Origin of the sequence: Nocardia terrae (assembly GCF_009760405.1) — a bacterium.
GTDB lineage: Bacteria > Actinomycetota > Actinomycetes > Mycobacteriales > Mycobacteriaceae > Nocardia > Nocardia terrae.
The window spans coordinates 333,591-347,379 of sequence record NZ_WRPP01000004.1; the positions used below are offsets into that span (position 1 = coordinate 333,591).

Annotated in this window: 15 protein-coding genes; 7 read left to right on the plus strand and 8 right to left on the minus strand. The window is 68.0% G+C overall.

All coding sequences use genetic code 11. The features are described from left to right. Positions 1 to 15 precede the first annotated feature (15 nt). Positions 16 to 1,608: a serine/threonine-protein kinase gene (locus tag GPX89_RS21665; RefSeq protein WP_157389446.1), complete on the plus strand. Its 1,593-nt coding sequence runs from the start codon at positions 16 to 18 to the stop codon at positions 1,606 to 1,608. Next, entirely contained in the window at positions 1,605 to 3,503 is a 1,899-nt protein-coding gene (gene pknB / locus GPX89_RS21670; RefSeq protein WP_157389447.1) for a Stk1 family PASTA domain-containing Ser/Thr kinase, read from the plus strand. Before GPX89_RS21665 ends, pknB begins: the two co-directional genes overlap by 4 nt. Positions 3,504 to 3,580: 77 nt before the next feature. Here pknB and GPX89_RS21675 read toward each other — a convergent pair whose 3' ends face one another. The 3 genes from GPX89_RS21675 to GPX89_RS21685 are packed head-to-tail and all read right to left on the minus strand — an operon-like array spanning position 3,581 to position 5,395. Further along, positions 3,581 to 4,084 (minus strand): cytidine/deoxycytidylate deaminase family protein, encoded by a 504-nt coding sequence (locus GPX89_RS21675; protein ID WP_157389448.1) that lies wholly within the window; start codon positions 4,082 to 4,084, stop codon positions 3,581 to 3,583. Further along, on the minus strand, positions 4,074 to 4,757 hold the full coding sequence (locus GPX89_RS21680; RefSeq protein ID WP_157389449.1) for a RibD family protein: 684 nt from the start codon (positions 4,755 to 4,757) through the stop codon (positions 4,074 to 4,076). The genes GPX89_RS21675 and GPX89_RS21680 overlap by 11 nt, the downstream gene beginning before the upstream one ends. Beyond that, on the minus strand, positions 4,754 to 5,395 hold the full coding sequence (locus tag GPX89_RS21685; protein WP_157389450.1) for an aminodeoxychorismate/anthranilate synthase component II: 642 nt from the start codon (positions 5,393 to 5,395) through the stop codon (positions 4,754 to 4,756). The genes GPX89_RS21680 and GPX89_RS21685 overlap by 4 nt, the downstream gene beginning before the upstream one ends. A 150-nt stretch (positions 5,396 to 5,545) precedes the next feature. On the opposite strand from GPX89_RS21685, the gene crgA reads away from it, so the two are divergent. After that, positions 5,546 to 5,812 (plus strand): cell division protein CrgA, encoded by a 267-nt coding sequence (crgA, locus tag GPX89_RS21690; protein WP_157389451.1) that lies wholly within the window; start codon positions 5,546 to 5,548, stop codon positions 5,810 to 5,812. Positions 5,813 to 5,885: 73 nt separating this feature from the next. Beyond that, entirely contained in the window at positions 5,886 to 6,323 is a 438-nt protein-coding gene (locus GPX89_RS21695) for a PH domain-containing protein (RefSeq protein WP_328602146.1), read from the plus strand. On the opposite strand, the gene GPX89_RS21700 is transcribed toward GPX89_RS21695, so the two are convergent. Further along, the gene (locus tag GPX89_RS21700; protein WP_157389452.1) at positions 6,320 to 7,204 is read right to left on the minus strand and encodes a rhomboid family intramembrane serine protease; all 885 of its coding nucleotides are present in this window, start codon (positions 7,202 to 7,204) and stop codon (positions 6,320 to 6,322) included. The two genes, GPX89_RS21695 and GPX89_RS21700, sit on opposite strands and share 4 nt — an antisense overlap. A 25-nt stretch (positions 7,205 to 7,229) precedes the next feature. Then, entirely contained in the window at positions 7,230 to 7,757 is a 528-nt protein-coding gene (locus GPX89_RS21705) for a peptidylprolyl isomerase (RefSeq protein ID WP_328602147.1), read from the minus strand. A 139-nt stretch (positions 7,758 to 7,896) separates the two neighbouring features. Between GPX89_RS21705 and GPX89_RS21710 the strand changes: the two genes are divergently transcribed. From GPX89_RS21710 to GPX89_RS21720, 3 genes are read left to right on the plus strand one after another with little or no spacing between them, the layout of a single operon-like run. Beyond that, a complete protein-coding gene (locus tag GPX89_RS21710) occupies positions 7,897 to 8,166 on the plus strand; it encodes a hypothetical protein (protein WP_328602148.1) in 270 nt (89 codons plus the stop codon). Between the two features lie 15 nt (positions 8,167 to 8,181). Next, positions 8,182 to 10,020, plus strand: coding sequence for a glutamine--fructose-6-phosphate transaminase (isomerizing) (glmS, locus tag GPX89_RS21715; RefSeq protein WP_157389453.1), 1,839 nt, complete (start codon positions 8,182 to 8,184; stop codon positions 10,018 to 10,020). Positions 10,021 to 10,075: 55 nt separating this feature from the next. Further along, a complete protein-coding gene (locus GPX89_RS21720; protein WP_157389454.1) occupies positions 10,076 to 10,258 on the plus strand; it encodes a hypothetical protein in 183 nt (60 codons plus the stop codon). Positions 10,259 to 10,287: 29 nt separating this feature from the next. Here GPX89_RS21720 and GPX89_RS21725 read toward each other — a convergent pair whose 3' ends face one another. The 3 genes from GPX89_RS21725 to GPX89_RS21735 all read right to left on the minus strand — a co-directional run bounded on the left by GPX89_RS21725 (position 10,288) and on the right by GPX89_RS21735 (position 13,658). Beyond that, on the minus strand, positions 10,288 to 11,136 hold the full coding sequence (locus GPX89_RS21725) for an ABC transporter permease (protein WP_198347533.1): 849 nt from the start codon (positions 11,134 to 11,136) through the stop codon (positions 10,288 to 10,290). Continuing rightward, the gene (locus GPX89_RS21730; RefSeq protein WP_157389455.1) at positions 11,133 to 12,128 is read right to left on the minus strand and encodes an ATP-binding cassette domain-containing protein; all 996 of its coding nucleotides are present in this window, start codon (positions 12,126 to 12,128) and stop codon (positions 11,133 to 11,135) included. Before GPX89_RS21730 ends, GPX89_RS21725 begins: the two co-directional genes overlap by 4 nt. Before the next feature lie 504 nt (positions 12,129 to 12,632). Further along, positions 12,633 to 13,658 (minus strand): adenylate/guanylate cyclase domain-containing protein, encoded by a 1,026-nt coding sequence (locus GPX89_RS21735; protein WP_157389456.1) that lies wholly within the window; start codon positions 13,656 to 13,658, stop codon positions 12,633 to 12,635. Between the last annotated feature and the right edge of the window lie 131 nt (positions 13,659 to 13,789).

Here is a 13,789-nt window from a genome sequence, read left to right on the forward strand (position 1 = left end):
TAGACAGGGTCTCGGATGCTGAACAACGGAGCGATGATCGCGGACCGGTACCGGCTGCAGCGGCTGATCGCCACCGGCGGCATGGGCCAGGTCTGGGAAGCACTGGACACCCGGCTGGACCGGCGGGTCGCGGTGAAGGTGCTCAAGGCGGAATTCTCGACGGATCCGACCTTCCGGCAGCGTTTCCGTACCGAGGCGCGGACCACCGCGCAGCTCAACCATCCCGGCATCGCGAGCATCTACGACTACGGCGAGACGCAGGATCCGTCCGGGGGTGAGATCGCCTACCTGGTGATGGAATTCGTGCAGGGCGAGCCGCTCAACGCGGTGCTGTCCCGGCTCAACCGGCTCTCGGTCGCGCAGGGTCTGGACATGCTCGAGCAGACCGGTCGCGCGCTGCAGGTCGCGCATCTCGCGGGCGTGGTGCACCGGGATGTGAAGCCCGGCAACATTCTCGTGACGCCGACCGGTCAGGTGAAGATCACCGACTTCGGTATCGCCAAGGCCGTGGACGCGTCCCCGGTCACCAAGACCGGCATGGTGATGGGCACCGCCCAGTACATCGCGCCCGAGCAGGCCACCGGCGAGGACGCCACCGCCGCCTCGGATGTGTACTCACTGGGAGTGGTCGGCTACGAGGCGCTCTCGGGCGCGCGGCCGTTCACCGGCGACGGCGCGCTGACCGTGGCCATGAAGCATGTGCGGGAGGCCCCGCCGCCACTGCCCGCCGATCTGCCGCCGAATGTGCGCGAGCTCATCGAGATCACCATGGCCAAGGATCCGGGCCAGCGCTACACCGACGGCGGCGAATTCGCCGACGCGGTGGCCGCGGTCCGCTCGGGCCGCAGACCCACACCGCCCGGCGGGATTCCGGTCACGCCGATGACCGGGGCCACCCGGGTGCTCCCGCCCGGACCGACCATGATCATTCCGGGGGCCCGGGCCGATCAGGCCACCACGCGCTACCCGGCCGCGCCGCAACCCATGCGACCGCAACCGGATCCGGCGGCCGCCTCGACCACCGTGATGTCCGGACCCCGCACGCCCGTGGGACCGATGACCTTCGCCGGCCCCGCCGACACCGGTACCGGGCGATTCACCGCCGGTCAGAAGGCTGCCGCCGGGTTGGCGGTGGGTGCGCTCATCCTCCTCGCGGGTGTCGGAATCGTGCTCGCGAGCAGCAACTCCCACGAGTCCCCCACGCCTCCTCCCCGTACCAGTGGCGTGGTCGCGCCGCCGGTGGTCCCGCCGACGACCACCCCCGAGCCGACCACGACCACCAGAGAGCGGCCGGTGGCACCGCCGCCGACCACCTACGAGCCGCCGCCGACGACCACCCCCGAGCCGACGACGACGCCTCCGCCGACCACCACGACACCCAAGCCCACGACCACGGTGCCGAAGACCACGACACAGCGGCCGACCACGACCACTCGCTGGCCGTGGCAGCAGCCGGGCGACTTACCATCAGTGCCAGTACAGCCCGGTGTGAGCCTCTACCCCAACGGCGGCGTGAGCCCCGGCAGCAATCGCAGTCCCGTGTACACGCAGGACCCGTATTCGTACGACTCCTATTCCGCCACAGTCCCGCAGCAAGGATTGCCATGACGACCCCGAAGAACCTCTCCTCTCGCTACGAGCTGGGCGAGATCATCGGGTTCGGTGGCATGTCCGAGGTCCACAAGGCCCGCGATCTCCGGCTCGGGCGCGACGTGGCCATCAAGGTGCTGCGCGCCGATCTGGCCCGCGACCCCACGTTCTATCTGCGCTTCAAGCGCGAGGCGCAGAACGCGGCCGCGCTCAACCATCCGGCCATCGTGGCCGTGTACGACACCGGTGAGGCCGAGGTCGACGGCGGGCCGCTGCCCTACATCGTCATGGAGTACGTCGACGGCGACACCCTGCGCGACCTGGTGCGCGGCAAGGGTCCGCTGCCGCCGCGGCGCGCCATGGAGGTCATCGCCGACGTGTGTGCGGCGCTGGACTTCTCGCACCGCAACGGCATCGTGCACCGGGACATGAAGCCCGCCAACATCATGATCAACCGGGCGGGCGCGGTGAAGGTGATGGACTTCGGCATCGCCCGCGCCATCGCCGACAGCTCCAACCCCATGACCCAGACGGCCGCCGTCATCGGCACCGCCCAGTACCTCTCACCCGAGCAGGCCCGCGGTGAGCAGGTGGACGCGCGCTCGGACGTGTACTCGGTGGGCTGCGTGCTCTACGAGATCCTCACCGGCGAACCGCCTTTCACCGGCGACTCGCCGGTCGCCGTGGCCTACCAGCATGTTCGCGAGGATCCGCGGCTGCCCTCGACGGTGTACCAGGGTGTGCCGCGCGAGCTCGACTCGGTCGTGCTCAAGGCCATGAGCAAGAATCCGGCCAACCGGTACCAGACCGCCGCCGAGATGCGCGCCGACCTGATCCGCGTGCTGGGCGGGCAGAAGCCCACCGCGCCCATGATCATGACCGACGAGGACCGCAGCTTCGACGACGAACTGCCGCCGCCGCGCAGCTACCGCACCGTCGAACGCCGCGACGACACCACCGAGCAGGAGCTCGTCGAGCCGAGTCCGCGCAAGCGCACCGCATTGATCGCGGTGCTGGCCGTGGCCGCGATCGCGGCGGTGGCCGGGCTGCTGTGGATGCTGGTCGGCCCCGGCTCGCATCCCGATCAGGTCGCGGTGCCCGACGTGGCCAACAAGAACTCCCAACTGGCGCAACGGGATCTGGAACAGGCCGGTTTCACGGTCGCCATCCAGCAGAAGAACGATCCCAAGGTGGCGCAGGGCAATGTCATCGCCACCCAGCCGCTGGGCGGATCGCGCGTCGACAAGGGCAGCACCGTCACCATGCAGGTGTCGTCGGGCCCGCAGCAGGTGCCGGTGCCGAAGCTGGCCGGACTCACCCAGCAACAGGCCGAGCAGCAGCTGAACTCGCAAGGGCTGCGGCTGAATCCGGATGTGAAGCGGGAGGCCTCGGCCGCCGAGGACAAGGACAAGGTCACCTCGCAGAACCCGGACGCCGGTCAGAAGATCGACTCCGACGGCCAGGTCACCATCACCCTGGGTTCCGGCCCGGACAAGGTGCGGGTGCCCGACGTGGTCGGTCAGTCCATCGATGTCGCGCAGTCGACGCTGTCGGACACCGCGGGCTTCAAGGTGACCGTCCAGGAGGTGCCGAGCAACCAGCCCAAGGGCACGGTCATCTCCACCAACCCCGCCGCGGGCACCCAGGCCGACAAGGGCTCCACCATCACCGTCCAGACCTCGAGCGGCGACCAGCTGACCATGCCCGACCTGCGCGGCATGACCCCGGCCCAGGCCATCGCGGCATTGCAGCAGAAGGGCTGGAGCGGGCAGATGGCCCAGAACACCATGAGCACGCTGAACGCGGGCGAGGTGGGACGCATCCTGGCCCAGCAGCCGACCGCGGGCTCCGCGCTGGGCAAGACTCAGACGGTGACCGTGACGACCGGCGTGCTGTCACTCGGCCCGCCGTGATCGGGATTCGTCTGTGAGCGAAAGAGGTCCGCGGCACCGGCCGCGGACCTCTTCTCTTTCAGCTACGAATCTTTCAGCTACGAATCCGTTGTTTCATGTGAAACCTTGTCGGTTGAAACCTGAAGGCGCAGATGCCGGTTCATCGACATGGCCTCGTCGGCCAGATCGGCCAGCTCGACGACCTCGACGCCGTGCTCGCGCAGCCTCTCCACGCCGACACAGTTCTCCACGAAGGTGGCCGGCTCCCGCCACGCGATGACCACCCGCCGAATCCCGGCCGCCAGAATGCGATCCGTGCAGGGCGCGCGGTCCTTGCTCGCGCGCTGCGAACACGGTTCCAGCGTGCTGTAGAGGGTGGCGTGCGGCAGCCGCGGATCGGCGGGATCCAGCTTGTTCAGCGCCGATTCCTCGGCGTGCACCTTGTCGTCGGTCTCGCGCGACCACCCGTGCTCGATCTCCACCCCGTCCGCGCCCACCAGGACCGCGCCCACCGCGAAGGCGGTATCGCTGTGCGGGCACAGCCGCGCCAGCCCGATGGCGTGCCGCATCCAACCCCGGTCCAGCCGCGCCTCATCCGACATCGGAATCCTCCTTGGGCAGGTAGCGCAACAGCGCGATATCGCCGACACGGCCGACATCGGCCAACTGCATGCGGTGCTGGGGACCGCCGGGGAACAGGGCCGGGCCGAGGAAGCGCGGTGCGGCCGGATCACCGACCACGACCGGCGCCACGGCCATCCAGATCTCGTCGGCCAGACCCGCGGACAGGAAGCCGGTGTGGATGGAACCGCCGCCCTCGACCATGAGGCGGGCCATGCCGCGTTGCCCCAGGTCGTCGAGCAGCGCCCCGAAATCGATTGCGGCGCCCAGTGACACGACCTTGGCCAGCCCGTCCAGCCGATCCCCGAGGCGGGCCGCCCCGGAATCGGTGGTGTAGACCAGCCGCTCGCCGCCGCAGTGCCACAGTCTCAGTTCGGGATCGAGATCGCCGCCGGCGGTGACTATCACGCGCACCGGATAGTCCGGTTTGCCCGCGGCCACCCGGTGCAGCCGCCGGTCCATGCTGTTGACCAGCAGACGCGGATTGTCGCGGCGCAGGGTTTCCGCGCCGATCAGAATCGCGTCGGAATCGGCGCGCAGGGCGTCGACCCGATCGAAATCGGCCGCGTTGGACAGCAACAGCCGATCCGGGCTCGCGTCATCGATGTACCCGTCGATGCTGACGGCCACCGACAGCATGACGTGCGGCCTCATGACGCGAGTGCCGCGACCTCCGCCTCCAAGGTCTGCACCAGTCCCTCCGCCGGCCGCTCGCCGCACACGCCCAGCCAGTTGGCGAGCATGCGGTGCCCGCCCTGGGTGAGCACGGATTCGGGGTGGAACTGCACACCGTGGATGGGCAGATCGCGATGCCGCAGGGCCATGACGATGCCGGATTCGGTGCGGCCCAGCACCTCCAGCTCCGGCGGCATGGTCTCCTCGAGAACGGTCAGGGAGTGGTAGCGGGTGGCGGTGAACGGGTCCGGGAGACCGGCCAGCACGCCCGCGCCGATGTGGAACACATCGCTGGTCTTGCCGTGCAGCAGTTCGGGGGCCCGGGTCACGGTCGCGCCGAACGCCTCGCCGATGGCCTGGTGCCCGAGGCAGACGCCGAGCAGCGGGGTGGCGTGCTTCGCGGCGGCGTGCACCAGCGGAATGCTGGCGCCCGCACGGTCCGGGCTGCCGGGCCCGGGGCTGATCAACACCCCGTCATAGTCCTGCACAACCTTGTCCACATCCGCGAGGCGATCGTCGTCGTTGCGCCAGACCTCGGCGTCCACACCCAACTGTCCGAGATACTGAACCAGGTTGAACACGAAGCTGTCGTAGTTGTCGACGACCAGTACACGCATGGATTCGAGAGTAGTTGGCGCGACGCCCGCCGTCGCACGCAATACCACCGAACCGTGTCGCCACAACCGCCCGAGGCCTCCCCAACGACACTTTCCCCAGGGCTGCCGGGATAATGTCTACGCAGACAGAACGCCGAAAACGAGGACGTCATGCCTAAGTCAAAGGTCCGTAAGAAGACCGACTACACGATCAACCCGTCCAGCCGCACTCCCGTGCGCGTGAAGTCGGCCGGCCCGTCGCCGATCTGGTACGTCGGCATCATGCTGGGCTTCATGCTCGCCGGACTGGCCTGGCTGCTCGTCTACTACCTGGCCAACGAGCACATCGGCTGGATGAGCGACCTGGGCGCGTGGAACTTCCTGATCGGTTTCGGCCTCATGGTCGTCGGCCTGATCATGACCATGCGCTGGCGATGAGCGGCTTACATCACTGTTATTCATGCACACCTGTGGATGAGCCTGTGGACAACTCGAGGAGGGAGTGGGGACAGTGACCGACACCTCCTCCCGCCTGGCCTGGTCCACACCCCCGGCCGCGCTCGCGGTCTGCGGCATCGGCGGCGTTGTGCTGGCCGTGGCCGCGTTTCTCTCGAACGATGGTCCCGGCCGCCTGCTCATCGGGCTGGCCGCGCTGGGACTGCTCTTCATGACCGTGGTGGGCCTGCGGCAGCGGCCGCGCCTGGCGGTCGAGCCCGGTGATCCCGTGCAGCTCGTGGTGCGCGGACTGGCCGGGGCACAGCGCTACACACCCCAGCAGATCCTCCGCGTCCGCGTGGTGAACTACCGGCGACTCGGCCGGCGCATGCCCATGCTGGAACTGGACGTGGATCACCAGGGCGACGAGAAGCTGCTGATCTTCGGCCGCTGGGATCTGGGCGCGCACCCCGAGGACGTCCTCGAGGTGCTGCGCATTCAGCTCGCGCGCTAGTAGAGCGCCGACACCGAGGGCGCGGCGAACACCGTCACCAGCACCGCGACCAGCGCCACCACCGCGACGGCGGCCCAGCCGACGTTCAGCGCCGTGCGGGTGTCCCGGATACCCAGCCAGCGCGGCAGATAGAGAATGCCGCCCGCGGCCACCGTGCCCGCCAGCAGCCCGCCCAGATGCGCCCAGATCGAGATGCCGGGCACCGAGAACGTGATGATCAGGTTGACCGCCAGCAGGACCGCGATCTGGGTGAGGTTCTGCTTGGTCCGCAGCATGATCACACCGACCGCGCCGAAGATGCCGAAGATCGCGCCCGACGCGCCCGCCGAGGCCGTGAGCGGATCCGACAGCGCCGTCACCGCCGCCGAACCGCCGAGCAGCGACGCCAGATAGACGGCCACGAAGCGACCGCGGCCCAGCGCCACCTCGCAATACGGCCCGAGCACGTAGAGCGCGAACATATTGGCCAGCAGGTGAATCGGACCGTAGTGCAGGAAGCCGGAACCGATGATCCGTATCCAGCCCCCGTCGGTGCCGACGAGGGCGGGGGCCAGCTGCCAGTCGGAGAACAGCCGAGAGCGATTGTTGTTGATCAGGCTGTGGGCCTGGAACGCCGTGGCCGCGAAGACGATCACGTTGATCGCGATCAGCGAGTAGGTGACGTATGGAACCGGGATCTGCCGGGACACGTCCGTCCCGGCGGCATTGCGCACCGGCCGAACGTCATCGCGGCCCTGCTGGACACATTCCACGCAGTGCTGCCCGACCGCGGCCGGGGTGAGGCACTCCGGGCAGGACGGACGCCCGCACCGGGTGCAGGCCAGACCGGTGGGCCGGTCGGGATGGCGGTAGCAGACGGGTGCGGGCGGCTGGGGATTCATGTGAGTTCTTTTCGGCTGGCCTGATTCAGGAGATGGTGATGCTCTCGATCACGACGTCGTCCTTGGGTCGGTCGTTGCGATCGGTCGAGGTGGTGGCGATGGCGTCGACCACCTTGCGCGAATCCGGGTCCACCACTTCCCCGAAGATGGTGTGCCGCCGGTTCAGGTGCGAGGCCGGGCCGACGGTGATGAAGAACTGGGAGCCGTTGGTGCCGGGGCCCGCATTCGCCATGGCGAGCAGGTAGCCGCGGTCGAAGCGCAGTTCCGGGTGGAATTCGTCCTTGAACTCGTAGCCGGGGCCGCCGCGGCCGGTGCCGGTCGGGTCGCCGCCCTGAATCATGAAGCCGTCGATCACGCGGTGGAAGATCGCGCCGTCGTAGAACGGCCCCGAATCGGTGCCCGACGCGTTCTTGGTGGTGTAGGGCGCGGACCCGTCGGCCAGGCCGACGAAGTTGGCCACCGTCTTGGGCGCGTGGTTACCGAAGAGCGAGATCTTGATGTCCCCGTGGTTGGTGTGCAGCGTGGCCACGGCGGTCTGATTCGGTGAGGTCACGCCGCAATGCTAGGCGGCGGCCCTGTGCACTCCCTGAATCGGCACACTTCACACCGAGAATCGCCTGTCATTGTGATTTCCTGCCCGATATCGGGCAGAAAAGTGGCGGAACCGGCCGCGGCATGGCAAGTTCGCTTGGGTGAATGACGGGGATCCGGTCGATCTGGTGCGCCACGTGGCGGCCTCCACCGGCCTGCCGCCCGCCGTCGCGGCCCGCGTGGTCGCCGACGTCGTCGCCTACTTCGACGAGACCGCCGAGCAGTTCGTGCGCCGCAGACATGCCGAACTACAGGGCCGCCAGGTCCGCAATGCCGAGATCTGGCAGCGCCTGGCGGACGAGCTCGCCCGGCGTCCGGTGGCCGCCCCCGACTTCACCGAACGACAACTGCGTCGCATCGTCTACGGGTGAGGAGTCCGTCGCGCAATGTGTGGAATCGTCGGTTATATCGGGCATCGTGAGGCCGTCCCGGTCCTGCTGGAGGGCTTGCACCGGCTCGAGTACCGGGGCTACGACTCGGCGGGCCTGGCCGTGCCGCATCGGGGCCGGCTGCGCGTCACCAAGACCCAGGGGCGGGTCCAGGACCTGCGCGACCGGGTCGACGCCGAGGGCGCCCGGCTCAAGGGCAATGTCGGCATCGCCCACACCCGCTGGGCCACCCACGGTGAGCCCTCCGATGTGAACGCGCACCCGCACACCGACGGCTCCGGCCGGATCGCGGTGGTGCACAACGGCATTGTCGAGAACGCCGAGGTGCTGCGCGCCGCCCTCACCGCCGAGGGCGTGGAATTCGTCTCCGACACCGACACCGAGGCGATCGCGCACCTGGTCGCCGCCGCCCTGGACGACGCCGACAGCCTCGAGGACGCCGTCCGCACCGCCATGCGCCGGGTGGAGGGCACCTACGGTCTGCTCGTGCTGGACGCCCGCCGCCCCGACGAGCTGGTGGTGGCCCGCAACGGCTCCCCCATCGTGCTCGGCGTCGGCGACGGCGAGATGTTCGTGGCCTCGGACGTGGCCGCGCTGGTGCACCACACCCAGCGCGTGGTCTTCCTCGACGACGGCGAGCTGGCCACCGTGCGGGCCGGCGAATTCCGCACCAGCACACTGGGTCTCGAGGCGCGCCGCACCGACAAGATTCCGACCACCATCGATATGGCGGCCGAGGACTACGCGCTGGGCGGGTATCCCGATTTCATGCGCAAAGAAATGGCCGAACAGCCCGACGCCGTGCGCCGGGCGCTCCGCGGCCGCCTGGACGAACGATTCGCCACCGCTCACCTGGGTGGCCTCAATATGGACGCGCGCGAGCTGCGCGGCATCAGCAAGGTGGTGTTCCTGGGCTGCGGCTCGGCCTATTACGCGGGCCAGCTCGGCGCGCAGCTGGTCGAGGAACTGGCCCGGATTCCCGCCACCGCCGAACCCGCCTCGGAGTTCCGCTACCGCAATCCCGTGGTGGATCCGGACGCGCTGTACGTCGCCATCAGCCAGTCCGGCGAGACCATCGATACCCTTGCGGCCGTTCAGGAATTGCAGCGCAAGGGCGGCCGGGTCATCGGCGCGGTGAATGTGGTCGGCAGCGCCATCGCGCGGGAATGCGGTGCGGGCGTGTTCCTGCACGCGGGTCCGGAAGTGTCGGTGGCCTCCACGAAGGCGCTCACCAATATGACCGTCTCCTTCGCCATGCTCGGGCTGTTGCTCGGCCGGGTGCGCGATCTGTCCGCGGCGAGCGGCGAACGCATCGTCAACGGGCTGCGCGCGCTGCCCGACGCCATCGACGCGGTGCTGGCCGCCGATGACGCGATCGCCGATATCGCGGCGCGATTCGCCAAGGCGCGCAGCATGTTCTTCATCGGCCGGGTGCGCGCCTGGCCGGTGGCGCGTGAAGGCGCGCAGAAGCTCAAGGAGATCTCCTACATTCACGCCGAGGCGTACCAGGGCTCCGAGCTCAAGCACGGACCATTGGCCTTGATCGATTCGGAGATGCCGAGCATCGTGCTCGTTCCGGGCGACGAACTGCTCGCCAAGAACATCACCACCATCGAGCAGATCAAGGCGCGCGGCGGCCCGGTCATCGCGGTCACCAATACGGATCTGCCGGATGGATTGGCGGATGCGGTAATTCGAGTTCCGGCCGTGTGCGCGGAACTCGACCCGATCATTCTGACGATTCCCTTGCAGTTGCTGGCCTATCACACCGCCATGGCGCTGGGCCGGGATGTGGACAAGCCCCGCAACCTCGCCAAGAGCGTTACCGTCGAGTAACCATTGAACGCACCCAGCTCGTGCACGAATTCCATTGCTGTGCCAGCATGGTCGGATGGAGCTGGGGAGCGTTCGTAACAAGGTCATCGTGGCCGCCCTTTTCGCGATTGCGGGCGGCGTCATCGCGTTCTTCGTGAGCAAGCGCCCGCAGCCGCAGGCGCCGGCCGCGGAGCCGCCGCGCCTGGGCTATTCGCGCAACGGCTCCGCGCCGAGTGTGGATCTGTCAGCGGCTCACTGAGTCTCTGTCAGCGGCTCACCGAGTCTCTGTCAACGACTCACTGAGCGCTTGTACTGGCGCACCGCCAGCGGCACGAAGACCACCAGGATCACCACCACCCAGATGAGGGTGGTGGCCACCGGATGCCGCATGGACCAGACATCCGGCGCCGGTAGCTGCGCGCTGGTGTTGCCGAACAGGTCTCGGGTGGCCTGGGTCAAGGCGGACACCGGATTCCAGTTCGCGAACAGCTTCAGCGGCGCGGGCAGCTTGTCCAGCGGGACGAAGGTGTTGGCCAGGAAGGTGAGCGGGAAGATCACCATGAAGACCGCGTTGTTGAACACCTCGGGCGCGCGCACGATCAGCCCGATCACGGCCATGATCCACGAGACGGCGTAGGCGAACAGCAACAGCAACACGTATCCCAGCACCGCGTCCAGGAACGAACCGCGGATCCGCCAGCCGACCAGCAGGCCGGTCAGCGACATCACCACCAGGCTCACCACATTGATCACCACGTCGGCACTGGTGCGCCCGATCAGCACCGCCGCGGGTTCCATTGGCAGCGAACGGAATCGGTCGATGATGCCCTTCTGCATGTCCTCGGCCAGGCTCAGCCCGGTGAAGGTGCCGCCGAACACCACCGTCTGGGCGAAGATGCCGGCGATCAGGAATTCCCGGTAGCCACCCGACATGCCCGGCACCTGGATCGCGGTGCCGAACACGTAGGCGAACAGCAGCACGAACATGATCGGCGACAGCGTCGTGAAGATCAGGACGTCGGGCACCCGCTTGATCTTGATGACATTGCGCTTGGTGATGGTCAGGCTGTCACTGAGCAGCATGACCAGTCGCTCTGTGAGCGAGGGCTTCTCGGCGACCGCGAGGGTGGCGCTCATCGGGCCGCACCCCCGACCTTCTCGCCGGAGTCGCGGTCGCCGTTGATCAGTTCCTCGGCCTCGTGCCCGGTCAGCGACAGGAAAACATCGTCGAGCGAGGGCCGCCGCAGACCGACATCGTGAATGGCCACCTCGTGTTTGGTGAGCCGCTCGATGGCATCCACCAGCGCCTGCGAACCGTCCTCGACCGGGACGACGATGCGCCGCAGGCTCGGCTCCAGCCGAATCTCCCCGCGCGCCAGCCCTTCCAGCGCCTGGCGTGCGACGGCGAGATTATCGGCGTGGTCCACGACCAGTTCGATGCGGTCACCGCCCACCAGTGCCTTCAACTCGTCGGAGGTGCCCTCCGCGATGACCTTGCCGTGATCGATGACCGCGATGGAATCGGCCAGCCGGTCGGCCTCGTCCATGTACTGGGTCGTCAGCAGCAGCGTGGTGCCGCCCGCCACCAGTTCCTCGATGACATCCCAAAGATCCAGGCGCGCACGCGGATCCAGGCCCGTGGTGGGCTCGTCGAGGAACAGCACCGGTGGATTCGCGACCAGCGCGCCCGCCAGGTCCAGGCGGCGTCGCATACCGCCGGAGTAGCCCTTGACCGGCCGATCGGCGGCGTCGGCGAGACGGAAGCGGTCCAGCAGCTCCCGAGCGCGCTCCTTACTGCGCTGCACGCCCATGTGATAGAGCCGCCCGACCATCTCGAGATTTTCGTAGCCGGTGAGGTATTCGTCGACGGCCGCGTACTGGCCGGAGGTGCCGATGCGGGAGCGCAACAGCTGGGGATCCTGCAATACGTCCACCCCGGCGACCGTCGCGCGGCCAGCGTCCGGGATCAACAAGGTGGTCAGGACCCGCACGGTGGTGGTCTTACCGGCGCCGTTGGGGCCGAGCAAGGCGGTCACTGTGCCTTCGGGAACGGACAGGTCCAGGCCGTCGAGTGCGACCAGGTGGCCGTACTTCTTGACCAGACCCTCGGCGACTATTGCGTCGGGCATGATCCTCCTGTTGTCTCGTGGATTGTTCGCCGCGATGGCTTTGAACTGCACAGATGACCGAACAAGACCGGACGCTCCCGGTCAGTATGGCCCGGATCGGGTGCCCGGGTCATCCCGTTTTCCAGATGTGAAACATCCACGCACAGAAGCGGTCGCATCCCGCTGGGGGTCCGGCGGTGCTCGGGGTTGCCGGTGCGGGATGCGACCGATTCGATGATTCGCCCGATCACCCCGATCGATCGCGAGTAGTGCGCTACTCGAATCGAATTCGGCGAAGGACGCAATTCGGTCACGATGCGATCGTCCCACTCGGGTACGACACTTTTTCCTCGAAAAAATCTTGGAACGCGATGCCCCGATAGCCACACAAAGCGAATTCGTCGCGTAGGATCGTTCCCGTCGGCCCCTCCCCCCCGGGCCGACCTTACGCGGGCCTCGGCTAACTCCCCCCCTTCGCCGAGGCCCGCCCCTATGTCCGGGCCAGGTCACAATGCCCGGGAAGGCTCAGACCAGAGGGCGAATCATATTGCGGCGCAGCACATGTCCGTGCAGCCGATTGATGCCCTTCACCCGTACCGTAGCCAGATGCCGCAACGTGAATTCCGGATAATCCTCGATCTCCGCGGCGGCCCCGTCATCGACCAGCACCGTGCCCGGACGCGCCACACCGGTGAGCCGCGCCGCGGTGTTCACCACCGAGCCGTACAGATCACCGAAGCGCTGCAGGACCTCCCCGTAGGCCAGGCCCACCCGCAATTCCTGGGTGACGCCGTGCGAGGCGATGGCGGCCTCCTGCACGGCCAGCGCGATACGCGCGCCGTCGGCGGCGGTATTGGCCGCGAACATGACTTCGTCACCGACGTTCTTGATCACCCAGCCGCCATGGCCGACGATCGCGTTGCTGGTTGCCGTCTCGAACGCCTCCAGCAACGCCGACAGCTCATCGGCCTCCAGGTGGCGGGTCAGGCGGGTGTAGCCGACCATGTCGGCGAAACCGACCGCGAGCTCCCGCAGGGTGTCCCCCGCCACCGCGCCCCCGTTCAGGGACCGGGCCAGCGCGGCGTCCAGGTGCCGGCGAAAGGCGTAGCGCTGCAAGGTCTCGAACTCGGTGACCACCTCGTCGGTCGCGAGCCGCGCGGCCTCCTTCGGATCGATGTCCGGCTGTTCGCGGGTGATGGTCGCGATCCGGTCCAGGATCTCCTCGGTCACCAGATCGACCTGCCATTCGGCCAGGCGCGCCATGGACCGGCCCATGGTGCGGGCCGCGGTGGTCTGGCGATGAATGTCCGCGCCGCCCAGCACGTGCAGCTTGGCGAAGGTCCTGGCGGCCTCGACATCGGAGTCGCTGTACTCCACGGCCTTGTCGTCCGGGTCGGCCGGGAAACCCAGCGCCACCCACAGCCTCCGGGTCACATTGTTGGGCAGCCCGGTCAGCTCCGCGACCTGTTCGCGGTCGTACTTGCGCGGCCCGCTGAGCAGGTACGGCTCGACCACGGACTGCACCAGGTCAGAGATCTCAGTGGACGCCATACCTCCGACCATACGGCTTCGACCGGGCGCTAAACCTCCGCTTGTTCCGTGTCACAGTCGGTCGCGAACTCGCCCGCCGGTTCCGCCGGTGCAACCCGGTGAAACCGCGGTGATACCGCCGTGAATCCGCG

Coding starts and splice junctions, on each gene's coding strand:
- GPX89_RS21665 (WP_157389446.1), top strand. CDS start 16: ATGCTGAACAACGGAGCGATGATCGCGGACCGGTACCGGCTGCAGCGG.
- pknB (WP_157389447.1), top strand. CDS start 1,605: ATGACGACCCCGAAGAACCTCTCCTCTCGCTACGAGCTGGGCGAGATC.
- GPX89_RS21675 (WP_157389448.1), bottom strand. CDS start 4,084: ATGTCGGATGAGGCGCGGCTGGACCGGGGTTGGATGCGGCACGCCATC.
- GPX89_RS21680 (WP_157389449.1), bottom strand. CDS start 4,757: ATGAGGCCGCACGTCATGCTGTCGGTGGCCGTCAGCATCGACGGGTAC.
- GPX89_RS21685 (WP_157389450.1), bottom strand. CDS start 5,395: ATGCGTGTACTGGTCGTCGACAACTACGACAGCTTCGTGTTCAACCTG.
- crgA (WP_157389451.1), top strand. CDS start 5,546: ATGCCTAAGTCAAAGGTCCGTAAGAAGACCGACTACACGATCAACCCG.
- GPX89_RS21700 (WP_157389452.1), bottom strand. CDS start 7,204: ATGAATCCCCAGCCGCCCGCACCCGTCTGCTACCGCCATCCCGACCGG.
- glmS (WP_157389453.1), top strand. CDS start 8,182: ATGTGTGGAATCGTCGGTTATATCGGGCATCGTGAGGCCGTCCCGGTC.
- GPX89_RS21720 (WP_157389454.1), top strand. CDS start 10,076: ATGGAGCTGGGGAGCGTTCGTAACAAGGTCATCGTGGCCGCCCTTTTC.
- GPX89_RS21725 (WP_198347533.1), bottom strand. CDS start 11,136: ATGAGCGCCACCCTCGCGGTCGCCGAGAAGCCCTCGCTCACAGAGCGA.
- GPX89_RS21730 (WP_157389455.1), bottom strand. CDS start 12,128: ATGCCCGACGCAATAGTCGCCGAGGGTCTGGTCAAGAAGTACGGCCAC.
- GPX89_RS21735 (WP_157389456.1), bottom strand. CDS start 13,658: ATGGCGTCCACTGAGATCTCTGACCTGGTGCAGTCCGTGGTCGAGCCG.